General features: G+C 60.0%; 18 protein-coding genes and 2 tRNA genes. 12 read left to right on the top strand and 8 right to left on the bottom strand.

From position 1 onward, the window contains the following. The first annotated feature begins 628 nt into the window (after positions 1-628). The 3 genes from KQ661_RS18240 to KQ661_RS18250 all read left to right on the top strand — a co-directional run bounded on the left by KQ661_RS18240 (position 629) and on the right by KQ661_RS18250 (position 2,789). Entirely contained in the window at positions 629-1,861 is a 1,233-nt protein-coding gene (locus KQ661_RS18240) for an isocitrate dehydrogenase (NADP(+)) (protein ID WP_216689753.1), read from the top strand. A gap of 408 nt (positions 1,862-2,269) precedes the next feature. Continuing rightward, entirely contained in the window at positions 2,270-2,425 is a 156-nt protein-coding gene (locus tag KQ661_RS18245; RefSeq protein ID WP_216689754.1) for a hypothetical protein, read from the top strand. A 64-nt stretch (positions 2,426-2,489) separates the two neighbouring features. Then, positions 2,490-2,789: a transposase gene (locus KQ661_RS18250; protein ID WP_216727688.1), complete on the top strand. Its 300-nt coding sequence runs from the start codon at positions 2,490-2,492 to the stop codon at positions 2,787-2,789. Positions 2,790-2,997: 208 nt separating this feature from the next. On the opposite strand, the gene KQ661_RS18255 is transcribed toward KQ661_RS18250, so the two are convergent. The 6 genes from KQ661_RS18255 to mltG form a co-directional block, all read right to left on the bottom strand. Further along, positions 2,998-3,480, bottom strand: coding sequence for a hypothetical protein (locus tag KQ661_RS18255; RefSeq protein ID WP_216726646.1), 483 nt, complete (start codon positions 3,478-3,480; stop codon positions 2,998-3,000). A 142-nt stretch (positions 3,481-3,622) separates the two neighbouring features. Continuing rightward, positions 3,623-3,707, bottom strand: a tRNA-Ser gene (locus KQ661_RS18260). A gap of 74 nt (positions 3,708-3,781) precedes the next feature. Then, a tRNA-Ser gene (locus tag KQ661_RS18265) sits at positions 3,782-3,868 on the bottom strand. Between the two features lie 112 nt (positions 3,869-3,980). Continuing rightward, positions 3,981-4,961: a YihY/virulence factor BrkB family protein gene (locus KQ661_RS18270; RefSeq protein WP_226915632.1), complete on the bottom strand. Its 981-nt coding sequence runs from the start codon at positions 4,959-4,961 to the stop codon at positions 3,981-3,983. An 85-nt stretch (positions 4,962-5,046) separates the two neighbouring features. Beyond that, positions 5,047-5,538, bottom strand: coding sequence for an acyl-CoA thioesterase (locus tag KQ661_RS18275; RefSeq protein WP_216689760.1), 492 nt, complete (start codon positions 5,536-5,538; stop codon positions 5,047-5,049). Between the two features lie 130 nt (positions 5,539-5,668). Then, positions 5,669-6,751, bottom strand: coding sequence for an endolytic transglycosylase MltG (gene mltG / locus KQ661_RS18280; RefSeq protein WP_216726647.1), 1,083 nt, complete (start codon positions 6,749-6,751; stop codon positions 5,669-5,671). Between the two features lie 205 nt (positions 6,752-6,956). On the opposite strand from mltG, the gene KQ661_RS18285 reads away from it, so the two are divergent. Beyond that, entirely contained in the window at positions 6,957-7,589 is a 633-nt protein-coding gene (locus tag KQ661_RS18285; protein ID WP_216689763.1) for an L-threonylcarbamoyladenylate synthase, read from the top strand. Between the two features lie 176 nt (positions 7,590-7,765). Here the strand turns inward: KQ661_RS18285 and KQ661_RS18290 are convergent, their stop codons facing one another. Next, entirely contained in the window at positions 7,766-8,692 is a 927-nt protein-coding gene (locus tag KQ661_RS18290) for a lysophospholipid acyltransferase family protein (protein ID WP_226929858.1), read from the bottom strand. A 2-nt stretch (positions 8,693-8,694) separates the two neighbouring features. Beyond that, a complete protein-coding gene (locus tag KQ661_RS18295; RefSeq protein ID WP_216726648.1) occupies positions 8,695-9,564 on the bottom strand; it encodes a hypothetical protein in 870 nt (289 codons plus the stop codon). 167 nt (positions 9,565-9,731) lie between these two features. Here KQ661_RS18295 and KQ661_RS18300 point away from each other — a divergent pair, with 167 nt between their 5' ends. From KQ661_RS18300 to KQ661_RS18335, 8 genes are all read left to right on the top strand, one after another. Then, on the top strand, positions 9,732-10,148 hold the full coding sequence (locus KQ661_RS18300; protein ID WP_216727689.1) for a hypothetical protein: 417 nt from the start codon (positions 9,732-9,734) through the stop codon (positions 10,146-10,148). Between the two features lie 148 nt (positions 10,149-10,296). Then, on the top strand, positions 10,297-14,883 hold the full coding sequence (locus KQ661_RS18305; protein ID WP_216727690.1) for a CusA/CzcA family heavy metal efflux RND transporter: 4,587 nt from the start codon (positions 10,297-10,299) through the stop codon (positions 14,881-14,883). Between the two features lie 150 nt (positions 14,884-15,033). Then, positions 15,034-16,218 carry an efflux RND transporter periplasmic adaptor subunit gene (locus KQ661_RS18310; RefSeq protein WP_216726650.1) on the top strand — a complete coding sequence of 395 codons (1,185 nt, stop codon included), beginning with the start codon at positions 15,034-15,036 and terminating at the stop codon, positions 16,216-16,218. Between the two features lie 73 nt (positions 16,219-16,291). Further along, positions 16,292-17,062, top strand: a complete 771-nt coding sequence (locus KQ661_RS18315) for a WbqC family protein (RefSeq protein ID WP_235727012.1) — start codon at positions 16,292-16,294, stop codon at positions 17,060-17,062. A 186-nt stretch (positions 17,063-17,248) separates the two neighbouring features. Further along, complete coding sequence (locus KQ661_RS18320; protein ID WP_216689773.1) at positions 17,249-19,864, top strand: ATP-dependent Clp protease ATP-binding subunit; 2,616 nt, start codon at positions 17,249-17,251, stop codon at positions 19,862-19,864. 106 nt (positions 19,865-19,970) lie between these two features. Beyond that, the gene (locus tag KQ661_RS18325; RefSeq protein WP_216689775.1) at positions 19,971-20,627 is read left to right on the top strand and encodes a Uma2 family endonuclease; all 657 of its coding nucleotides are present in this window, start codon (positions 19,971-19,973) and stop codon (positions 20,625-20,627) included. A gap of 312 nt (positions 20,628-20,939) precedes the next feature. Further along, positions 20,940-23,084 (top strand): S9 family peptidase, encoded by a 2,145-nt coding sequence (locus tag KQ661_RS18330; protein WP_235727013.1) that lies wholly within the window; start codon positions 20,940-20,942, stop codon positions 23,082-23,084. Between the two features lie 139 nt (positions 23,085-23,223). After that, entirely contained in the window at positions 23,224-24,792 is a 1,569-nt protein-coding gene (locus KQ661_RS18335) for an acyl-CoA carboxylase subunit beta (protein ID WP_216689777.1), read from the top strand. Positions 24,793-24,811 lie beyond the last annotated feature (19 nt).

Raw genomic sequence — 24,811 nt, forward strand, 5'->3', positions numbered from 1 at the left:
GCAGTGGCCGAAGCCAATCGGCGGGGCAGGTAATATTACGGCCAGCGGCCGGGAACCATGGATTTCAGCCGCGGAATAGGAAACACGAGTCGGCAGGGCTAAAAAAGCCGCGGCCTCAGCGCGCCTGTCCCCCACTGGCCGGGTAGGCTTGCGGGTGCATGCTTGTGCAAGCGCAACAGCCGGCGGGCATTTTGCAAGCCTGCACAATCGTTTGTGAGAAATATTCGCAAATATGCTGGAAGATTCGCTGACTCGGCGCGGCGTACCAGGGCTGCGCCACCATTCCCTGCGCCACCATTCCCTGCGCAACCGATTCTCCCGGGCTTCTGGCAGGGGCCTTGCCCAGCCAGTCGGCTACCATACACCCAGTTAGCCAGCATGTTGCGCCGGGCAAGGCAACAGTAATCCGGCCACCTGGTGCTACCCGGCAAAAAATTGCTTCCGGCCTGTAACCTGGTTTCTGCCTGGGCTGCCTATTTTTAGCCTCCTATTGGTTAAGATTATCTGAATAGCTGGCACCGCTGGTGCTGCCTCTGCGCAACGCCAAAGTTGTTACCCGGCATTCCACACCTATCGTAACCCATTGTTTATCAACATTTCACCATTTCCACCTTTATCCCGTAGCGGAATGACCAAAATTAAAGTAGCCAACCCCATAGTAGAGCTCGACGGCGACGAGATGACGCGCATCATCTGGAAATTCATCAAAGACAAGCTGATTCTGCCCTACCTGGAGCTCGACATCAAGTACTACGACCTTGGCATTGAGTACCGCGACGAAACCAACGACCAAGTCACCATCGACTCGGCCAATGCCATCAAGCAGTACGGCGTGGGCATCAAGTGCGCCACCATCACCCCCGACGAGGAGCGCGTGGCCGAGTTCGGCCTGACGCAGATGTGGAAATCGCCCAACGGCACCATTCGCAACATCCTGGACGGCACCGTTTTCCGCGAGCCAATTGTAATGAGCAACGTGCCCCGCCTGGTACCCAACTGGACGGCCCCCATCTGCATTGGCCGCCACGCTTTCGGCGACCAGTACCGCGCCACCGATTTCGTAACCAAGGGCAAGGGCAAGCTCACCGTCACCTTCCAGCCCGAGGATGGCGGCGAAACCCAGTCGTTTGAAGTGTACAACTTCAAGGGCGACGGCGTGGCCCTGGCCATGTACAACACCGACGAAAGCATCCGGGGCTTTGCCCACGCCTGCTTCAACCAGGCCCTGAGCAAGGGCTGGCCGCTGTACCTGAGCACCAAAAACACCATCCTGAAGAAGTACGATGGCCGCTTCAAGGACATTTTCCAGGAGATTTACGAGCAGGACTATCTCGCTAAGTTTAAGGAAGCCGGCATCACCTATGAGCACCGCCTGATTGACGACATGGTGGCCTCGGCCCTGAAATGGCACGGCAACTTTGTGTGGGCCTGCAAAAACTACGACGGCGACGTGCAGAGCGACACCGTGGCCCAGGGCTTCGGCTCGCTCGGCCTGATGACCTCCGTGCTCATCACCCCCGATGGTACCGTGATGGAGGCCGAAGCTGCCCACGGCACCGTGACGCGCCACTACCGCGACCACCAGAAGGGGAAGCCCACCAGCACCAACCCCATCGCCAGCATCTTCGCCTGGACGCGCGGCCTGGAGTTCCGCGGCAAGCTCGACGGCAACCAGGAGCTCATCGACTTCTGCCACGCCCTGGAAGCCGTGTGCATCGAAACCGTGGAAAGCGGCAAGATGACCAAGGACCTCGCCGTCTGCATCCACGGCAACAAGGTGGAGCACGGCCGCGACTACCTCTACACCGAGGAATTCCTGGCCGCGCTGGACGAAAACCTGAAAGTGAAGCTGGCTAAGTAGTTTTTCCGGATACTTCACAAAAAAATCCCCGCCGAACAGGCGGGGATTTTTTTGTGAGCAGTAGCTGCGAAGCGGTGCTTCGCAAACGTTCGCATCATTGCATTCAGTAGATTTGCGAAGCACCGCTTCGCAACTACCTTACTTATAGCATTTTCGAAGATATTGTACGTGCTTTAGCTTTAGGCATATATTCGGAAATGAAAGCATATTCACAAGATTTGCGGGAACGCGTGGCGGCGGCATGCGCCGAGCCGGGGGCCAAAACAGACCAGGTCGCGGCTCGTTTTTACGTGTCCCTATCGTTCACCGACAAGCTCTTGCGCCGCCAACGCACGAGCGGCTCGGTGGCCGAGTTGCCCCGTCATCCCGGCCCGGTCCCGCGCCTGGACGCGGCGGACGACGAGCGCCTTGCTGGCCTGCCTGCGGGCGCAACCCGATGCCACGCTGGCCGAAATCGGGCAGGCGCTGGTGGCGGCCGGCGGCCCCTCGTTGCAGCGCACGGCCGTGTGGCAGGCCGTGGAACGCCTGGGCTGGGGACGCAAAAAAAAGCGTCCACGCCGCTGAACGCGATACCGCGCGCGTCGTCGCCTTGCGCCGCTTGTTTATCGAAGCCATCCAGGAAGAAGAGGTGACTCGTTTTGTCTTCGTAGGTGAGACGAGCACGAACCTGACCTATTGCCGCCGCTACGGCCGGGCCCCAACCGGCCAGCGTCTGGGCCAGGCCGTGCCGCTGCACGGCGGTCCGAACGGGACGCCCATCGCCGCCCTCACCCCTGAGGGCCTCGGGGCGCTGCTCACCGTCGAGGGAACCGTTAATGGCGACGTGTTTGGGCGCGGGTATTTATCGTGGTCGTGGTCGAAAGCAGGAGCGGCCGAGGCAGCAGTTGAAACGAATAGCAGGCCGGTGGCGAGGAGCGAAAGCAGGTAGGATTTCATAACGAAGAGGAAGTTGAAGAGTGAATGGAGATTGTGACGCATCTGTATCTCCAAATGCAAGGCCTGTGCCAGTGCCGGAAATCACCCAAAACCTCTTTTTTCACCAATCAATTACCCTCCAATATCTTACCCCTAAAATACGCTGCGAAACCGTCGACCAAGCCGCCAACTCTCCCGACCAACTTCCCCGGCGCCTCGCCTCAGAACCCGCCCAACAGGCCCGCGATTCCTTTAATGTTGAGCCGGGCAAACTTCTGAACCCGCCCAAACCGGTCGGTGGTCTGCGCCAGGTCCTCGTCGGCGGGCTGGCGCGTGAGCACCTGCGTGTGCAGCCGTTCAAAAATGCTCGCGGCAATGTCCATGTAGCCCAGCAGCAGCAGATACAGCTGCTTTTTCTCATCCTCGGCGTAGCCCTTGAGGCGAATGGCTTTGACGAGGGTATCGAGCTGCGTGGTTTCGTCGGTGAACAGGTCGCGCAGGGCGCGGCGCTGCTGCTCGTACTCCTGTAGCTGCTCCTCACTGGCCGCCGAGGTGGCAAAGGGGAACGTATCGGTGAAAGCCACGGCCCTGGCAAACGCGGTTTCGGCCGCGTACACCGTGGCCAGGTGCTTCTGGAGGCTGGTCCATAGCCCGGTGCGGGCTTTGTCGAAAGCGCTGGGGCTGGCCGGTTCGGTACCGTTCATCGGGAGGGTTGCGGGAATAGTAAGGAGCGGCAAAGGTACTCCGGCCTGCCGGGCTGGTGGCTACGGCGCAACGGGCGCGGCCACCGCTAAGGCAAAAAATCAAAAACCCCGTTTCCAGCTTGGAAACGGGGTTTATAGGATGTAGAGAGCGAGGGATTCGAACCCCCGGACCTGTTACAGTCAGCGGTTTTCAAGACCGCCGCAATCGACCACTCTGCCAGCTCTCTGGGTCAGTTACTCGTGCGCTGTGGTTGGTAAAGCAACAAAAAAGGCTTTTTCCAGCGTAGAAAAAGCCTTTTTGTAGAGAAGGGGGGATTCGAACCCCCGATACCGTTGCCGGTATAACGGTTTTCGAAACCGTCGCATTCGACCACTCTGCCACCTCTCTATAAGGACCCCGAGTGATTGGGGAGTGCAAAAGTAGAAAGGAATGCGGAATGGAGAAGTAGGATTGAAGAATTTTTCTTAAAATTTCTGCTATCATCCTCAAAACCAATTCCTCATTTTTCGTTTTTCATTTTCAATTGCTCTTCCAGCATCTTGCGGCGGCGACCGGTCACAGCATCCATACTCACGTTCACTTCAAACCCGATAATCAGGGTCATGCATACAAATTCGAGCCAGACCATGAAGCCCACCAACGCCCCGATGGAACCGTAGAAATGGTTGTAGGAGTCGAAAATGCGAACGTAGAGCGTGAATAAAAAAGACACCAGAAAGATGAGCAGCGTGGCCACAATGGCCCCGGCCGACACCAGCGGCCACTTGTCGTGCACGGGCGGCACGAAGTAGTAAATCACGCAGGTAGTGCTCAGAAACAGCCCCAGCAGCGAGCCGTAGCGGATGAGGGTGAGCACCAAATCGGTGAATCGCTCGGGCACGACTTCATAGAACACCAGCCCATCGATGAGATAGGTACCAAAGAAGATGCCCGCAATAGAAAGCAGCAGTATCAGGGCCAGCCCAAACGTCAGGGCGGTGGCAATCATGCGCTTGCGCAGGTAGCTGCGGTGCTTAAACCACGGGTATTTTTTCTCGAAGGCATCGAGCAGGGCCATGATGCCGTTGGAGCTGAGCACCAGCGCCGTGCCGAAGCCGAAGGAGAGCAGGCCGCCGTGCGGGATGTTCACGATGTCCTCGATGGTGCTGGCCGTGGCCGCGTACAGCTCGCGGGGCATGAAATCGGCCAGAAACTGGAGGATGTCCACGCTCAGGTTCGGCACGGGAATGTACGGAATGAGCGTGAACAGGAAGATGATAGTGGGGAATAAGGCCACCGTGAGGTTGAAGGCCATGTAGGCGGCGCGCTTCTCCAGCGAGTCGAGCCGCAGCTCGTGCAGGATGCGGTCGAGCAAGTCGTAGAGGGAGGCCTGGCCGCCGGGCAGCCGCAGCCGCTTCAGGCCCACAATCATCCGCCGGTAGGGCCGTTGCTGGCGCACATCGGGGAAGCGGGCACGGCGAATGGCGGCGGGGGCTTTCAAAGGCAGGGTTAAATTTTGAGAGTTGAGGTTTGAGTGGCTCGGCGGGTTGAGAAATTTAACCCTTAACATTCAAAGCTCAACCCTTTCATTTACGAAACGCCGCCGGGGCAGGCGCATCGGGCGGAATGGCCCCGGGCGTGGGCAGCACGGGGCTATCGAACTCATCTTCGCTAAAGTACGGCAGCAGGCGTTCCTGAATGTTGGCGGGCATGGCCACGGGCCGGCCGGTAGTGGTTTTCACAAATACCATGAGCGTGTGACCCTCGGTGAGCAGTTGGCCGGCCTCGTTGTAAATTTCATACTCGAACAGCACGCGGGCACCTTCGGGCGGCTGGCGCAGCAGCAGGCGCACGGTCAGGAGGTCGTCGTAGCGGGCGGGGCGGCGGAATTTGGTACGCAGCTCCCCCACCGGCATGCCCACGCCATCGGCCTCCATGTCTTTGTAATTAATGCCAAGCTTGCGGAATGCTTCGGTGCGGGCCACTTCAAAATACGCCGCGTAGTTGCCGTGATAGACGTAGCCCATCTGGTCGGTTTCGGCGTAGCGCACGCGGATTTGGATATCGGAGGTGTACATACGGAAAGAATCAGAACGTCATGCAGAGCGCAGCGAAGCATCTTGCCCGCCACCACTAATAAATCGTGAAAGCGTCATGGATTAGTAACTGCGGGCAAGATACTAAGCTCTGCATGACGTTCTATGGCAACTATTTGATACCCGCCCGATTCAGCGCCGCCTGGTATCTCCGGGCGTTGGCAATGTGCTCCGTTTCATTCGGCGCAAAAGCGTGGTAGCCGCTGAAATCCTCCTTGGCGCAGAAATACAAGTAGTTGTTGCTCTCCGGCTTCAGCACGGCGTCGATGCTGGCGATGCTGGGCAGGTTGATGGGGCCGGGCGGCAGGCCAGCGTACTTGTAGGTGTTGTAGGGCGAGTCCTTTTGTAGGTGCACGTTGAGCACGCGCTTAATGGTGAAGTCGCGGTTGGCATACACCACGGTGGGGTCGGCCTGCAGCTTCATGCCTTTTTTCAGGCGGTTGAGGTACACGCCGGCAATGCGGGGGCGCTCGTCGGCGTGCTGCTGCTGCTCGGCCTCCACGATGCTGGCCAGGATGCTCACCTGGGCGCGGGTGAGATGGAGCTTTTCGCGTTCGGCGTCGCGGGCGGGGGTCCAGAACTTCTCGTACTCCTTCTTCATGCGCTGCATGAGATTGGTAGCCGAAGTGTTCCAATACAGCTCGTAGGTGTTGGGGATGAACATACTGAGCACCGTGGTGGTGTCGAAACCCAGGCTGCGGGTGTAGCTCGGGCTGGCCAGCAGCGAGTCGATGGTGGCGGGACGAGCGTCAATCTGGGTCGAGAGCTTGTCGGCCAGCTCACGGCGCAGGCGCACGTTAGTGAACGTGAGCTTGAGCGGCGACTGAATTCCGGCTTTCAGTACATTGATGAGCTGCCGGTTGGTGAAACCATCCTTGAGCTCGTAGCGGCCGGGCTTCACGTGCTGCGGGTATTTCATGAGCTTGGCTACGAAGTGCAGCGAGAGCTTATCGACCACGGTGCCGGTGGCGTCGATTGTCTTCAGGGCTGCCTGCCAGTCGTCGCCGCGATGCACGATGACGTAGGTGGGTTTACCCCTGGTTTCGATGTTGGCGGTGAAGAACACCTGGTAGAAATAATAAGAGAAGCAGACCAGCGCGAGCGTGAAAACAACACTCACGGCGCCCCAGCGCTTGCGGCGTTTGAGGGCGTCGTCGCGGCGTTCGAGGATGGACTTTTGAGCGGGTTGGGCCATGGGAGTTGAAAAGAGAATCGGGGGAGCGGCGCCAAAAGTACGAAGCCCCGCAACCGGAAGGCACGGGCGGTGGTTGAGTTGTTTCATTTCGGCTAGGCGTAGTACCTTGCCCGCGCCTTTGGTCTGGCAGGTTGCCCACCGCCGAAGGCCGCGGCCGCTACGCCGCCGCATTACGTCTCTAATTTATTACTCATCAGCCGTATCCATGCCCGCCACCCTTCTCCGCATCCACCCCGACAATCCGCCGCAAAGCCGCATTCAGCAAGCCGTTGACGTATTGCGCAAAGGGGGAGTCATTATTTACCCCACCGATACGGTCTATGGAATCGGTTGCGACGTGACCAATGCCAAAGCTGTAGAAAAAGTTTGCCGCATCAAAAAGCTCTTCCCCGAAAAGGCCAACCTGAGCTTCATCTGCTACGACCTGTCGCACATTTCTGACTACGCCCACGGCATCACCACGGAGACGTACAAAGTCATTAAAAAAGCCCTGCCCGGCCCGTTCACCTTCATTTTTGAGGCCAGCGCCAACGCCCCCCGCTTCGGCGGCACCAAGCGCAAAACCGTGGGCATCCGCGTGCCGGACAATCAGATTATCCGCCAGCTGGTGAAGGAGCTCGGCAACCCCATCGTGAGTACCTCGGTGCGCGAGGACGAAAACACCATCGACGAGTACGTAACCGACCCGGACCTGATTTTCGAGAAATACCGAAACCTGGTCGACCTCGTCATCGACGGCGGCTTCGGCAACAACGTGCCCAGCACCATCATCGACTGCACCAACGACGACTTCGAGCTCATCCGCCAGGGCGCGGGCGATATTGAGCAGTATTTGTAGGCGTCAACCTCACCGCCCGACGTTCACCTCACCCCCTGCCCCGCTCTCCTGCGGAGAGGAGGAACCGGATTGGCTTCTGACAAATTTTTCCAAAAAAAGGGTCCAACGCACTGCGTTGGACCCTTTTTGTTTTTGTCTACCCGAACCGGTGTCCCCTCTCCGCAGCCCGGCAGGGGTCAGGGGGTGAGGTTTCGCTTATGCTTCCAGCGCCGGTGCGTCCACAGATACTGCTCGGGCGAAGCCCGCATATCCGTTTCCAGTTGCCGGGCGAAGGCTTCGGTGACGGGAAACGTGCCGACGGGTGCCTCCTTTACGGCCCGACCATCAGGCAGCTCGGTGAAGGTGACTTCGTAATATCCGCGCCGCACGCGGCGGATGCCCACGTAGAGCACGGCGCAGTCGAGCTGCACGGCCAAGCGGTCGGCGCTGGTGTAGAAGCTGGTGTCCTGGTTCAGGAACTGGGTCCAGTAGGGCCGGTCTTCGGGGCCAGCGGCCTGGTCGGTGAGCAGGCTAAGGGTACGGCCCTCGCTCCGGTGCGCCACCAGGTAGCGCAGCGTGGCCAGCATGGGCACGGCATCGGCCCCGAAACGGGTGCGCAGGCGACGCATCAGCGTTTCGAAAAACAGGTTGTTGAGCGGCTTATACACGCCGGCAGCCCGGCCGGGAAACTCCAGCGCCGCGCCGTTCAGAATCCACTCCCAGTTGCCCATGTGCGAGCCCAACGAAAGCACCAGCCGGTTTTCGGCAAAATGATTCGTCATCAGCTCCGGGTTGGTGAAGCGCATGCGCCGGGCCAGTTCCTCCCGTGAAATGGCGGCCAGCTTCAGAATCTCGACCACCACCTGCGCAAAATGCCGGTAAAATGCCTTGCCGGTACGCTCAATTTCGGCCGGGCTTTTCTCCGGGAACGAGTTGCGCAGGTTTTCCGTGACCACGCGCCAGCGGTAGCGCACCACGTAAGCCAGCAGGAAATAAATAGCTTCGGCAAATACGTACAGCACCGCCAGCGGCAGGTGCGCCAGGCCCAGCAGCAGCCACCACAGCGGCTCGAAGTACCAGGCGTAGGGCCGGCCGGTGGTGGCGGGAGTTCCTTTGGTGGCCATGCTTAGCGAGGCACGGCGGCCCCAGCGGGCGCGAATTCGGCGGCGGAGTGCTCGCCGATGGCGCGGTGGCCGGCCAGCAGCTTTTTGTTGCCGGGGCCGCCGTACACTTCCACAAACAGGGTGAACGGGCCATCGGGCAGCGGCCCCATGGGCAACTGCCCGGCGACGCTGGTGGGGCGGCCTGATTGGGGCGTGAGGGTGGCGTCGGCGTCGGCGGCTGAGCCGTCGGGGGTGGTGAGGTGGTAGTGCACGCGCAGGGCCTGGCCCACGGGCGCATTATGCAATTCGGTGTAGAAGAACACGTTATCAGCCCCCCGGCCGTAGCTGCCACCAGGCGCACGAGTGAGGCGGTAGCCACCCCGGGCGAAATTATCATCGCCCCCGCTGCGGGCGGCGGGGCGCGAGAGCAGCACCACATCGGTCAGAAACGGACCAGCCGGCGCTTCCAGCACCAGCGGCTTTTCCACGACGGTTTCGCTACCGGTGCTGCGGTATTGGTCTTTCAAGGTGCCGCGCAGGGTGTATTTGCCATCGGGCAGCAGGATGCGCTTGAGGAAGCTCTGCGGGTTTTTGATGGCAATAGTAGTATCGGTGAGCACCGGCGGCTTCAGGGTGATGACTTCGTGATAGGCGGAGGAGCCGTCGGCTTTCAAAATATCGAGGGTGACGAGGGCCGACGACTGAAACGCCTTGGGGGCCCGCTGCCGGTACATGAGCGACTGCGTGGGCACGGTCACGTAGATTTCCACTTCAGCCCCTTTCTCCACCTTATTCAGGTTGCGAAAGCGGGCCACGTCGAGCAGCAGCAGCGGCGGGCCGGCCTGGGCGGCCAGCGCGGCGAGGACAATAAGGCAGGTCAGCAGGTAGCGCATGGAGCAAAAGTACGGTGGGAGATGGGAGGGTATCCGGAATGTGCCAAGACATCTGCAGAACCGTGCCGTTCTTTGTGCCTTCCTCCCATTCGCTGCCACGACTTAAGATTAACTTAATTTGCCGGTTGCGGCAAACTTTCGCCCGGCCCGGCCGTTTCTCCCCCGATATGCGCGCACCACTTGCCTTCTTTCTGGGAATACTGATGCTGCTGGGCAGCTTCGTGCCCGAGAATGATTTGGGCGAGCTGGCCAAGCTGCCGCAGCTGGTCGAGCATTACCAATACCACCACTCGGCGGCGGGCGGCGGGCTGAATTTCGGCCAGTTCATTGCCGAGCATTACGGCGCGGGCACCAAGCATTATGCCGGCTGTACGCTCTCGCCGCGCCACCAGCAGGACCACCACAATCTGCCCCTGCGCTGCCACCACGGCTGCGTCACGCTCAGTTTTGTGGTAGCTCCCGTTATCCGGCTGGTATTTGCGACCCGGCCCGAAACGGCCGTTGCGCCGGCCTATCGCGCTGCAGCCGCGCCGCGCTACGCCTTCACTTTCGGCAGCTTGCTGGGCCAGCCGCCCCGAGCCTAGCCCAGCCGCGCCCCCGGACGCAGTGTGCCCGTGCCTAAATCGGCTCCGGCTCCGAATTTCGGTCCCCTCCCCTCTCTTATTGGATTTTTAGCGCCTTCCGGGCCGGCCACTGGCTGCGTCTGGACGACGCGACCTTACACCGTATCGCATGATTTCGGCAATTGTTAATTTCAGCATTCGTAATAAGCTGCTGGTGGCCCTCATGCTGACTGGGCTGGTAGCCTGGGGCGTGTTTTCGGCGGCCAGCCTGCCGCTCGATGCCATTCCGGATGTTACCAACAACCAAGTCCAGGTTATCACGCAAAGCCCCGCGCTAGCGGCGCAGGAAGTGGAGCAGCTCATCACCGTGCCGCTCGAACTACAGCTGCGCACCATCCCGGGCGTCACGGAAATCCGGTCTATTTCCCGCTTCGGGCTGTCGGTGATTACCGTGGTGTTTGAGGAAGACGTGGACACCTACCACACCCGGCAGCTGGTAGCCGAGAAGCTCAAAGTGGCCGAGGCCGACCTCGGGCAGGGCATTGGCTCGCCGGGCATGGCCCCCATCACCACCGGCCTGGGCGAGATTTATCAGTACACCATCAAAGTTAAAAAAGGCTACGAGAAACAGTATGGCCTGGCCCAGCTGCGCGAGGTGCAGGACTGGCTGGTTAAGCGCCGCCTGGCCGGCGTGAACGGCGTGGTGGACGTGAGCAGCTTCGGCGGCTACGTGCGGCAGTACGAGGTGAGCGTGGACCCGGCCCGCCTGGCCGGAGCGGGGGTGAGCATGGCCGAACTCTACGAAGCCCTGCAGGCCAACAATGGCAACGCCGGCGGCAGCTACCTGGAGCGCGGCCCCCGGGCGTTTTTCATTCGGGGCGAGGGGCGGGCCACGTCGTTGCAGGACATCGGCAACATTGTGGTGAAGCCCGTGGCTACTGCTGGTAAAGGGAGCGCGCCGCTGCTGGTGCGCGACGTAGCGGCCGTGCGCTTCGGCCACGCCGTGCGCTACGGGGCCATGGACCGCGACGGCCTGGGCGAAACCGTGGGTGGCGTGGTGCTCATGCTGAAAGGCGCCAGCTCCGAAGTGACCATTAAAAACGTGAAGGCACGGGTGGCTGAAATTCAGCAATCAATGCCCAAAGGCCTCGAAATAGAGCCCTTCCTCGACCGCACCAAGCTGGTGGACAAGGCCATTCACACCGTGGTGAAGAACCTGATTGAGGGCGGCGTGATTGTGGTGCTGGTGCTGCTGCTGCTGCTCGGCAACCTGCGGGCCGGGCTGGTGGTGGCGGGCATGATTCCGCTCTGTATGCTCTTCGCGCTGGGCATGATGCGGACCTTCGGCGTATCGGCTAATTTAATGAGCCTGGGGGCCTTGGACTTTGGTCTCATCGTGGACGGGGCCGTGATTATCGTGGAAGCCGTCATTGCTCACCTGTTGCACGAGCGCCTCAAAGCCGCCCACGAAACCATGGACGACATCACCGAGGGCGTGACCAACAGGCTCATGCGCTCGGCCCTGTTTGGCCAGCTCATCATCCTGATTGTGTACCTGCCCATCCTCTCGCTCACGGGCGTGGAGGGCAAGATGTTCCGCCCCATGGCGCTCACTGTGAGCTTCGCCATTCTGGGCGCCATGATTATGTGCCTGACCTACGTGCCGGCCGTCACGGCCTGGGCCCTGAAGAAGAATATCAGCGAAAAACCCAACCTGGCCGACCGCATTGTGGGCTTTCTGCACAAGCTGTACGACCCCATTATTCGGGCGGCGCTGGGGGTGCGCTGGCTGGTGGTGGGCGTGGCCCTGGGGCTGCTGATGCTGGGCGGCTTCGTTTTTTCGCGGTTGGGCGGTGAGTTTATTCCGCAGCTCGACGAGGGCGATTTTGCGATGAACGTGACGCTGGCCCCGGGCTCATCTCTGGAAGAAAGCATCCTGCTCACAAGCCGGATTCAGCGCATTCTGAAGAGCAAATTCCCGGAAGTCATTCAGATTGTGGGCAAAATCGGTACCTCGGAAATCCCTACCGACCCCATGTCGCTGGAAGACTCCGACCAGATGATTATCCTGAAAGACCACGCCGACTGGACCAGCGCCAGCACCCGTGAGGAGCTGGCCAACAAGATGCAGGCCGCCCTGGCCGGCGTGCCGGGCGTGAGCCTGGAGTTTCAGCAGCCCATTCAGATGCGATTCAACGAGTTGATTTCGGGCGTGAAGTCGGACGTGTCGGTAAAGATTTACGGCGACGACCTCGACATCCTGAAAGCCAAGGCCGACGAGGCTGCCGCGCTCATTGCCCCGCTGCAAGGAGTGGGCGACATTAAAGTGGAGCAAATCATCGGCCTGCCCCAGCTGCGCGTGACCTACGACCGCGCCAAGCTGGCCCAGTACGGCCTGCGCGTGCGGGACCTGAACACGCTGCTGCAAACTGCTTTTGCGGGCCAGACCACCGGCCAGGTATACGAAGGCGAGCGCCGCTTCGACCTCGTGCTGCGCCTCGATTCGCTGCACCGCCGCGGCCCCGACGACCTCAACCAACTCCTGGTGTCGCTGCCCGGCGGCAGCCAGATTCCCCTCAGCGCCGTGGCTACCGTGGCCCTGAAACCAGCCCCGGCCCAAATCTCCCGCGACGACGCCCGCCGCCGCGTCAACATCGGCGTGAACGTGCGAGGCCGCGACGTGCAGAGCTTGGTGCAGGACATCCAGGGCAAGCTGAAAAGTGGCCTGCGCCTGCCCGCCGGCTACAGCATTGTGTACGGGGGCCAGTTTGAGAACCTGAACCACGCCAAGGCCCGCCTGGCCGTGGCCGTGCCGGTGTCACTAGTCCTGATTTTCATGCTCCTATTCCTGGCTTTCCGCTCGGTGAAGGAGGCGTTGCTGATTTTTACGGGTATTCCGCTGGCGGCCATTGGCGGCGTGCTGGCGCTGGGCATTCGGGGAATGCCGTTCAGTATCTCGGCCGGCGTGGGCTTTATCGCCCTGTTTGGCGTAGCTGTTTTGAACGGCATCGTACTGGTAGCCAGCCTCAACGAGCTGGCCACGGCCGGCGTGCACAAAGTACGCGAGCGGGTGCTGCGCGCCACTGAGGAGCGGTTCCGGCCGGTGCTGCTCACGGCGGCGGTAGCCTCGCTGGGCTTCCTGCCCATGGCACTGTCCGGCTCGGCCGGCGCGGAAGTGCAAAAGCCATTGGCCACCGTAGTTATCGGCGGGCTGATTACAGCCACGTTGCTCACACTGGTAGTGCTGCCGGTGCTCTACACCTTTTTTATGAAAGACGAGGAGCCCAGCCCCGAAGTAGCCGCTGAAGAAGCGGAGGAGGCAAAAATCAAAGAAGAAACCGGCGGCGAGCCCGCCGCTGCAACTGATGAAAAGTCGGATTCGCCGGAAGGCAGATCGAAGCCGGCCAACCAACCCAAAACCGAAGCTGAGCGCGTGGCCGAAGAAAAAGCAGAACTGGAAAAGAAAAAAGCCGAAGCCTCAAAACCAGCTAACCCTGATTCCAAAGATGCTGGCACGGCAGGAGCAACAGGTGTTTCGGCAGTGGTCTTGCTGCTGGTAGCCCTGGCCGCCCTGCTGCCCGCTACTGCCCGCGCCCAAAAAGCGCCGACCGATGCGCCGCTCAGCATCTCGCAAGCGCTGAATACCGGCCTGGCGCAGAACCCGCTGGTGCAGTCGACCAACCTACAGGCCCAGCAGCAGGCGGCGCTGACCCGCACCGGTTACGACCTGCCCCGCCTGGTGTTCGACTACCAGTTCGGCCAGATTTCGGGCCCGCTCAACGACCATAGCTTCAACGTGCTGCAGCAGTCGGCTTTCCCTACCATTTACGGAGCCCAGCGCCAGGTGCTGCAAACCACGGCCGAGGTCGGCACCATCCGTGCCCGCGCCCAGCGCCGGGAGCTGAGCCGCAGCATCCGCTCGGGCTACTATAACCTGCTGGTGACCTACCGCCTCGCGGCCCTGCTGCGCCGGCAGGACAGCCTGTACCAACGCGCCGCCCGCGCCGCCCGCATCCGCTACCAGGTGGGCGAAACCAACCGGCTGGCGCAGGTGTCGGCCGAGGCCCGCGCCCGCGAGCTGCAAAACCGCCTCGCCACCCTGCGCTCCGAGCTGCTGGTGCAGCGCCGCCAGCTGGCCCTGCTGCTGGGCCAGCCCAATCTGGCCAGCATCGACACCACCGCCAGCCCCCGCGCCGTGCTGCTGGCCGCCGACACGGCCTCTCTCACGCCCGCCGTCAACCCCACGCTGGCCCTTTATCAGCAGCAGCTCACCCTCAGCCAGCAGCAAAGCCACCTCGAAAAGCTCCGCCGCCTGCCCGACCTGCGCGCCGGCTACTTCAACCAGACCATTAATAAAGAGCGGAGCTTCAGCGTAGCTCAGGCCGGCATTGCGGTGCCGCTGCTGGGCGGTGCCCAGCGTGCCCGCATCGCCGCCGCCAAAATCGGCGAGGAAGCCGCTCAGGTGCAGCTGGCTTATGCCAACACGCAATTCAGCACCCAGCTCAGCACCCTACGCCAGCAGCTGGCCCGCGCCCAGGCCTCGCTGCTTTATTACGAGAACTACGGGCTGCCACAAGCCCGCCTTATCCTCGACACGGCCGAAAAGAGCTTCCGCGCCGGCGATATCGAGTACGTGGAATACGTGGTGAACACCCAGCCCGCCTGGCAGATTCAGGAGGCCTATTTCGAGCAGCTGCGCCAATATAATGAGCTGGTGGCCAACATTCAGGCCCTGGCCGGGACTGATGCGCCTTGATTTAGTTGACAGACAAAAAGAACGTCATGCTGAGCGCAGCCGAAGCATCTCGCGTGCAGCAGCAATCAAGATTATGGCAACGATGCGAGCGCGATGCTTCGGCTGCGCTCAGCATGACTGTTCCGATAAACTCATAGAGAAACCCCTCCCATGAAATTCCTCCCCTACGCCGCCCTCCTCCCCTTCCTCGCCGCCTGCGGCAGCAAAGCCGACGAAGCTGCCGACAAGCCCGCCCCCCCCCCCTCCCGGGCCCCCAACGAAGTTTTCCTCAGCAAAATCCAGATGCAGGCGGCCGGCATCGAGCTCGGCACCTTCACCCGGCGCGACCTCGGCACCGAGGTGCAGGCCACGGGCCAGATTGACGTGCCGCCCAGCCACCGCGTATCCGTCACGGCCATTATGGGCGGCTACGTGCAGCAGTTGCCAGTGCTGCCCGGCCAGTTTGTGAAGCGCGGCAGCGTGCTCGCCACCCTGCGCAGCCCCGACTACCTCAAGCTACAGCAGGACTACCTCCAGAGCCAGGCCCGCATCGTATTTCTCCAACAGGAAACCAGCCGCCAGCAAATCCTCAACGACGAAGACGTGGGCGCGCGGCGCAAGCTGCAGCAGGCGGCTTCCGAGCTGCGCACCGAGCAGGCCGCCGCTGGCAGCCTTGCCGCCCAGCTCCGCCTCATTGGTCTGAACCCGGGGCGCATCACCCCGGGCAACATCCGGCCTAGCGTGCCGCTCATCGCGCCCATTGGCGGCTACGTGAAGGCCGTACTGGTGAACCCCGGCCAGTTCGTCAACCCACAGGATGTGCTGATTGAGTTGGTCGACCGCTCCGATTTGCACCTTGAGCTGAAAGTTTTTGAGCGCGATATCGCCAAAGTGAAAGTGAACCAGGACATTCTCTTCACCGTGCCGGCCCAGGGCGCGGGAACCCGGCCCCTGCCCGCCACCGTCTTCCTCGTGGGCAAAGCCTTCGACGACGGTGGCCACACGGTGAGCGTGCACGCCCACCTGCACGACACCGGCCCCGATGCCGCCGCCGCCGCCACCCTGCTGCCCGGCCAATACGTCAGTGCCCGCATCATCACCGGCCGCACGCCCCAGCGCACCCTGCCCGAAGATGCCCTCGTGCCCGGCGGCGAAGTCAGCTACGCTTATTACCAGGTAAAATCTGATGCCAAGGGCAGCACGTTCCGCCGCTTCAGCCTCCGGCCCGGCGCCACCGACCAGGGCCAGGTAGCCGTGCGCCCGCTGGATAAGCTGGCCGATACTACGCACCTGGTAGTTAAGGGTGCTTATTTTTTGGATGCTGAACGGAGCAAAGGCCAAAGCGGCGACGAGTAAAAGCAACGTCAGCAAATAGAACGTCATGCCGAGCGTAGCCGAGGCATCTCGCGGGCAGTAGTAACTCAATCGATTGGATTTCTCCCCCCTGCGAGATGCCTCGGCTACGCTCGGCATGACGTTCTTTTACATTATCCAAGCCCTCCTGCCGCCGCCCGAACGCCCCATGATATTCCTCACCGAGCTCCACTACCACCCGCCCGCCGCCCTTTTCGCGGCCCTCATGCACGCCGATGGCATCCTCCTCGAAGCCCACGAGCACTACCGCAAGCAAACCTACCGCAACCGCTGCCTTATTCGCACGGCGCAGGGAGTGAAGCCCCTTACCGTGCCCGTGCTCGACGGCAACCGGGCCGAAAAGGTCAGCGTTTCGGCCATCGAAATCGACTACCGCCAGAACTGGATTCACCAGCACTGGCGCACACTCCAAACCGCTTACGGCAACAGCCCGTATTTTGAATATTACGCCGACTATCTGCACGATATTTACGTAAGCAAACCAGCGTTGCTTTTCGACTTAAACCAGCGGTTTTTGCGTTTATTGCTGAAGTGCTTCCGCATTACCCTACCCCTGCACCTCACCACTGAGTACCACGCCTACTACCCTGCGCAGCTTTCTTCCGAGAATGCTGCGCTTGCTACTCCTTCGCTTATCGCCGACCGGCGCGACTGGCTGACACCCAAAGCCGCCATCAAAACACCCGAACCTGACACTCCGGCAGTCTCCGGGCTGGTGCAGCCCTATCCGCAGGTGTTTGGCCCAGGTTTTGAGCCCAACCTGAGTGTGCTGGACTTGCTGTTTTCGCAGGGCCCGGCCGCCGGCAGTTTTTTTAATGTGCGGTAAGCTTTAGCTTGTCGGCCGACGTAAGACGCATCGACGCCCTTATTTTCCACGGCAAGTTAAAGCTTACCGCACATTGCCCGAACCTTCGCCCGAACCGGCTTGTTTGTAAGCCATACCGGCCCAACCCGTACATCGTGTTACTCACCCGACGCGGGGCTTATTTGATTTTTCACTACGTTTATTGGCATGGAAGCTAAATTCTCAAACCGCGTCAAGGAGGTGATTTCCCTCAGCCGGGAGGAAGCCATCCGTCTCGGCCACGATTACATCGGCACCGAGCACCTACTGCTCGGCATGATTCGCGAGGCCGAAGGTACCGCCCTCGGCCTGCTGCGCAAGCTGGGCGTAAGCATCGACGAGCTAAAATTCTCGCTCGAACAGGCTACGCGCAACACTGCTACGCAGGGCACCAGCATCACCGGCTCGATTCCGCTCACCAAGCAGACCGAGAAGGTGCTGAAAATCACCTACCTGGAAGCCAAGATTTTCAAGTCGGAAATCATTGGCACTGAACACCTCCTGTTGTCCATCCTACGGGACGAAGACAACATTTCTTCCCAAATTCTCAGCAAATTCAACGTGAACTACGAAACTGTGCGCGACTCGCTGGATTACCATGGTAACGCCGGCGCTGCCCCGCAAAACCGCACGCCCGATACGGACGACGACGATAACGACAAACTCTTTGGCTCGTCGGGTCCCGGCGGACGTGGTGCCGGTACCGGCGCTGGCGCAGGAGCCAAAAAGCCCGGCGAAAAATCGCGCACTCCGGTGCTCGATAACTTCGGCCGCGACCTCACCAAAATGGCCGAGGACGACAAGCTCGACCCCATTGTGGGTCGCGAAAAGGAAATTGAGCGCGTAGCCCAAATCCTGAGCCGCCGCAAAAAGAACAACCCCATCCTCATTGGTGAGCCCGGCGTGGGCAAAACGGCCATTGCCGAAGGCCTCGCCCTGCGCATCATCCAGAAAAAGGTAAGCCGTGTGCTTTTCAACAAGCGCGTAGTGACCCTCGATTTGGCTTCGCTGGTGGCCGGCACCAAGTACCGTGGCCAGTTCGAAGAGCGCATGAAGGCCGTGATGAACGAGTTGGAGAAGTCGCCCGACGTGATTCTGTTCATTGACGAGCTCCACACCATCGTGGGGGCCGGCGGTGCTTCGGGCTCGCTCGATGCTTCTAACATGTTCAAGCCAGCCCTGGCTCGGGGCGAGATTCAATGCATTGGCGCTACCACGCTGGACGAGTACCGCCAGTACATTGAGAAAGATGGTGCCTTAGCCCGTCGTTTCCAGATGGTGATGGTGGACCCCACCACGCCCGAGGAAACCATCGAAATCCTGCACAACATCAAGGACAAATATCAGGACCACCACCACGTGGTGTACACCGATAAGGCCATTGAGCAGTGCGTGCTTTTGTCGGACCGCTACATGTCCGACCGTTTCCTGCCGGACAAGGCCATTGACATTCTCGATGAAGCCGGCGCCCGTGTGCACATCAACAACATTGTGGTGCCTGAGGATATTCTCACGCTCGAAGAGCAGATTGAGAACATCAAAGGCGAGAAAAACCGCGTGGTGAAATCGCAGAAATACGAGGAAGCCGCCAAGCTACGCGACACCGAGAAGAAACTTCTGGACCAACTCGAAACGGCCAAAAAGTCGTGGGAAGAGGAAACCAAGAAGACGCGCTACACGGTGAAAGAGGAGAACGTGGCCGAGGTTATCGCCATGATGACCGGCATCCCCGTTTCGCGCGTGGCCCAGAACGAGAGCCAGAAGCTCCTCAATATGAACGAGGAGCTGCAGGGCAAAGTAATCGGTCAAGACAAAGCCATCAAGCAGTTGGTGAAAGCCATCCAGCGCACCCGCGTTGGCTTGAAGGACCCCAAGAAGCCCATCGGCTCATTCGTGTTCCTCGGCCCAACGGGCGTAGGTAAGACGGAGCTGGCCAAGGTGCTGGCTACTTACCTCTTCGACAAAGAAGATGCGCTGGTGCGCGTGGATATGTCGGAGTACATGGAGAAATTCAGCGTATCGCGCCTGGTGGGCGCGCCTCCCGGCTACGTGGGCTACGAAGAGGGCGGCCAGCTGACGGAAAAAATCCGCCGCAAGCCGTACTCGGTTATCCTGCTCGATGAAATCGAAAAGGCCCACCCGGACGTGTATAACCTACTCCTGCAGGTGCTGGACGACGGTATTCTGACCGACGGCCTCGGCCGCAAGGTGGACTTCCGCAACACCATCATCATCATGACCTCGAACATTGGGGCGCGTGACTTGCAGGACTTCGGTGCCGGCATCGGCTTCGGCACGAAAGCTCGTCAGGACAACATGGACGAGCTGACCAAGGGCACCATCACCAACGCTCTGAAGAAGACGTTCTCGCCCGAATTCCTCAACCGTTTGGATGACGTCATCGTCTTCAATTCACTGGATAAAAAGGATATCCACAAAATCATCGATATCAGCCTGGCCAAGCTCCTCTCGCGGGTGCAGTCCCTGGGCTACCGTGTCGAATTGACCGAAGCGGCCAAGGATTTTGTATCGGATAAAGGCTACGACCCGAAATACGGTGCTCGTCCGCTGAACCGTGCCATCCAGAAGTACATCGAAGACCCGATTGCCGAGGAAATCCTCAAGGCTCAGGTGGTACACGGCGATGTTATCACCGCCGACTACACCGAAGGTGCCGAAGAGCTGGTTTTCTCCGTTACCAAGAGCGGCGAGGTCCAGAACCTCGCCAGCGACGAGCGCCCGGCCGACAAGCCGGAAACGCCCGACGCGGACGCGAAGAAGTAAGCCAGTAGCACATGCCTTAGCCTGTGCCCGTTAGCAGAAGCCGGTTCCAGTAATGGGGCCGGCTTTTTTCGCTTATTTTTACCACACATCCTCTAGCATAGTATTCATGTCTGCTGCCCGTTCGCAACCTGAACCACCCGTTGTTCCTCCCAAAACCTGGTACAGCCCGGAAGAGTACCTCGCCTTCGATAACGCCGCTGAGGGCCGGTTTGAGTACGCCGATGGCCGGATTACGCCCGTCGGCGCGCCGGAGATAGTCAACGTGCTCGACCCGACTTTTCGGGCGGGGGCAAGCCCCGCGCATTATGAATTATCGCGCGTAGTGAGTGGCTTACTATTCAATCGTCTGCCGGCTTCCTGCCGGGCGTATTCCAGCGATGCCCGCGTGTATATTCCCATCACCCGCGCCTACGCATACCCTGATGTCGTTATCGTATGCGGCAAGCCGGAATATCACGACCCGGATGCGGCCCTGCCGTCGCTGCTAAACCCAAGGGTGCTCATTGAAATTCTCTCCGATTCTACTGCCGATTATGACCGGATTGACAAATTTATGCGCTACCGCAGTATTGAGTCGCTGCAGGAATACGTGCTGATTGACCCGCGCACGGTGACCGTGGAGTTGTTTACGCGCCAGGAATCAGGCGGCTGGAACTACTCGCCAGCCAATGATTTACAGGAAAAGCTGACGCTGGCCAGCGTAGGTTGCACCCTGGCTCTGGCCGAACTTTACGCCGGGCTGTTGCCGACAGTTGCAGCGTAGTAGCCACTGCCGGCGGCTTGGGTCCAGCAGCAGTTGTTTGGGCCAACTCATTTCTCAGCAAGACATCTTTAAATATTCGTGCAGCAATAATTGTACGCCCCGGTCGGACCGAAAGGCCCTACTCGCATACGACAACTCCCACATGCATAATTCGGAGTTGTTTAGAAAGTCCCCGAACGGTCATGCAGCGCGCAGCGCAGCATGACCGCTTGAGTACCTTTTGTGACTTTCTAAACAACTCCTTCATGTAAAATATCGTAATAATACAAGTTACTTTCGGGCCCTCTTTTTCAATTAATCTTTCTTTCTGTGATGAATTTTGTACAACGTGCTGCGCTAGCTGGGGCTGGCATTGCCCTTACCAGCGGCGCAATGGCGCAATCGGCCCCGGTGGCCCCCATTAAGCCCAAGGTATTTACCGATTTCGGTATTAACCGCACCGATAACTACTACTGGCTGAACCAGCCCACCGACCCGGCCGTCCTCAAATACCTGGGCGCGGAGAATAGCTACTACGACCAGCAAATGGCTGGTACCAAGGGAAACCAGAAGAAGCTGGCCCTGGAAATTAAAAACCGCATTAAGCAGGAAGACGCCTCGGAACCGTACCGCGACAACGGCTACTACTATTACTCGCGCTACGAGTTTGCGTCGGAATACCCGGTGTACTGCCGCAAGAAAGGCAGCGTTATCAATCCGGAGGAAATTCTGCTGAATGGGGATGAGATGGGCACTGGCCAGACCTACTTCCAGATTGGCGACTGGGCCGTGAGCGACAACAACCAGTTGCTGGCCTTTTCGGTGGATACCGTGAGCCGCCGCCTCTACACGCTGCGGTTTAAGAACCTCTCCACTGGCAAAAACTACCCCGAGCGCATTGCCAATACCGGCGGCGAGGTAGTGTGGGCGGCCGATAACAAGACGGTTTTTTACACCAAAAAGAACGTGACCACGCTGCTGCCCTATCAGGTGTACCGGCACGTGTTGGGTACCGACCCCAAGGCCGATGCGCTGGTGTATGAGGAGCGCGACAACACGTTTAATGTACACGTAAACCGCTCAAAATCGCGGAAATACATCGGCATTGAGCTGGCCAGCTCGCTGTCGTCGGAATTCCGCTACGTAGACGCCAACTTGCCTACCGAACAGCCCAAGGTATTTCAGCGCCGCGAGAAAGACCACCTCTACCAGGTTGAGCAATTGGGAGATAAGTTCTACATTCGCACCAACTGGCAGGCCCCCAACTACCGCCTGATGACCACGCCCGTGGCCACCACCGGCAAAGCCACCTGGACCGATGCGCTGACCCGGCACCCCGAAATCTTTCTCGATAATTTCGAGCTATTCAAGGAGTATCTGGTGCTCAATGAGCGCAAGGGCGGCCTGCGCCAGCTGCGCGTAGTGAGCCTGAAAGACAAGCAGGAGCATTATCTGCCGTTTGAGGAGCCCGCCTACACCGCCACCATTGGTGTGAACCGGGAGCTGGACACGCCCGTGCTGCGCTACAATTATACCTCGCTCACCACGCCGCCGTCCATTTTTGAGTACGACATGGGCACGCGCGCCAGCACACTACTTAAGGAGCAGCCGGTGCTGGGCAACTACAATAAGTTCGACTACGTGACTGAGCGCATATTCGTAAAATCGCGCGATAACAAGTTCATTCCCATGTCTATCGTGTACAAGAAGGGCACGAAGCTGGACGGGACCGCGCCGCTACTGCAGTACGCCTACGGCTCCTACGGCTTCTCGCAGGACCCCACCTTCAGCGCCGCCCGGCTGAGCTTGCTGAACCGGGGCTTCGTGTACGCGCTGTGCAACATTCGCGGGGGCCAGGAAATGGGCCGGCAGTGGTTTGAGGATGGCCGCATGCTCCACAAAATCAACAGCTTCACCGATTTTATCGACTGCTCGCTCTACCTCACTACGCCGCAGGTTGCTACCACAGGAACGGCCAAAGGCAAGCAGCAATTCACCGCCACCGACAAGCTTTTTGCCATGGGCGGCAGCGCTGGCGGCCTGCTCATGGGCGCAGTGCTGAACATGCGGCCTGACCTCTACAAGGGCGTCATCGCGGCCGTGCCATTCGTGGATGTGGTCACGACGATGTCGGACCCCAGCATCCCGCTCACTACCGGCGAGTACGACCAGTGGGGCAACCCCGCCGAAGAGGATTATTTTAAATACATGCTCTCGTACTCGCCCTACGACAACGTGAAGCGCCAGGCCTATCCCAATATCCTCGTAACCACCGGCTTGCACGACTCGCAGGTGCAGTATTACGAGCCGGCTAAGTGGGTAGCCAAGCTCCGCGCCATGAAAACCGACAAGAACCTGCTGCTGCTGCACACCGACATGGCGGCAGGCCACGGCGGGGCGTCGGGCCGCTTCAAGTCGATTGACGACACGGCGCGGCAATACGCATTTATGATGATGTTGCTGGGGAAGAATTTGTAGACCTGCTGAAGTAAAAGAACGTCATGCCGAGCGCAGCCGAGGCATGACGTTCTTTTTGTGAGTTCCGTAATCTAGCCATAACCTACCTTTGGGACCCAACTCCCGCGCAATCATCCCACCCGCGCGCTAACCCCTGCTCATGCCCGACCCGCACGCCCACGCCCACCTCTCCAAAACCGAATTGCTGGCCCGCAAAAACGAAGAAGCCCTCCTCGGCGGCGGCCAGGCCCGCATCGATGCTCAACATAAAAAAGGCAAGCTGACCGCCCGCGAACGGGTTGATTTGCTGATGGACGAGGGCTCCTTCGAGGAAATCGGCAAGTTCGTCATGCACCGCTCCAAGGACTTTGGGCTGGATAAGGAGCACTACCTCGGCGATGGCGTGATAACGGGCTACGGCACCGTGAACGGCCGCCTGGTGTACGTTTTCTCGCAGGATTTCACGGTATTTGGTGGCTCGCTGAGCGAAACGCACGCCGAAAAAATCGTGAAAATCATGGACCTCGCCATGAAGAATGGTGCGCCCGTGATTGGCCTCAACGACTCGGGCGGGGCGCGCATTCAGGAGGGCGTGGTGAGCCTCGGTGGCTACGCCGACATCTTCTATAAGAATACGCTGGCCAGCGGCGTGGTGCCGCAGCTCTCGGCCATTATGGGGCCCTGCGCGGGCGGCGCGGTGTACTCGCCGGCCATTACCGACTTTATTCTGATGGTGGAGCACACGAGCTACATGTTTGTGACCGGCCCCAACGTGGTGAAAACGGTGACCCACGAAACCGTGACCAGCGAGGAGTTGGGCGGCGCCAGTACCCACTCGGCCAAGAGCGGCGTCACGCATTTTTCGTGCGCCAACGAGGTAGCGGCTATCACGCATATCAAGCAGCTGCTGAGCTACATGCCGCAGAACTGCGAGGAAACTGCCCCCGCGCAGCCTTATGAGGCTAACGGCGACGAAAGCCGCCCCGTGCTCGACAAGCTGATTCCCGACAATGCCAACCAGCCCTACGACATGCGCGAGGTGATTGAGGGTATTATCGACGCGAATTCCTTCCTCGAAGTCCATCAGAATTTTGCCGAGAATATTGTGGTGGGCTTTGCGCGGCTGGCGGGCCGCAGCATCGGCATTGTGGGCAACCAGCCGGCCGTGCTGGCCGGCGTGCTCGACATTAATGCCAGCACCAAGGCCGCCCGCTTCGTGCGCTTCTGCGATGCGTTCAACATTCCGCTGCTGGTGCTGGAAGACGTGCCCGGCTTTCTGCCCGGCACCGACCAGGAGTGGCGTGGCATCATCACCAACGGCGCCAAGCTGCTCTACGCCTTCTGCGAGGCCACCGTGCCGCGCATCACCGTGATTACCCGCAAAGCCTACGGCGGCGCCTATGACGTGATGAACAGCAAGCACATTGGGGCCGACATGAACTACGCCTGGCCCACGGCCGAAATCGCCGTAATGGGCGCGAAAGGCGCGGCCGAAATCATCTTCAAGCGCGAAATCGCGGCTGCCGAAAACCCCGAAGCCAAGCTTCAGGAAAAGGTAGACGAGTATCAGGAAAAGTTTGCCACGCCCTACCGCGCCGCCCACCGCGGCTTTGTGGACGAAGTAATTCTGCCCTCGCAGACGCGCCAGAAGCTGATTCGCGCCTTCAAGATGCTGGAAAACAAAGTTGATACCATGCCACGTAAGAAGCACGGCAACATTCCGCTGTAGAATCCCCTTCTTTGAACGT

Source organism: Hymenobacter siberiensis (genome assembly GCF_018967845.1).
Classification (GTDB): Bacteria; Bacteroidota; Bacteroidia; order Cytophagales; family Hymenobacteraceae; genus Hymenobacter; species Hymenobacter siberiensis.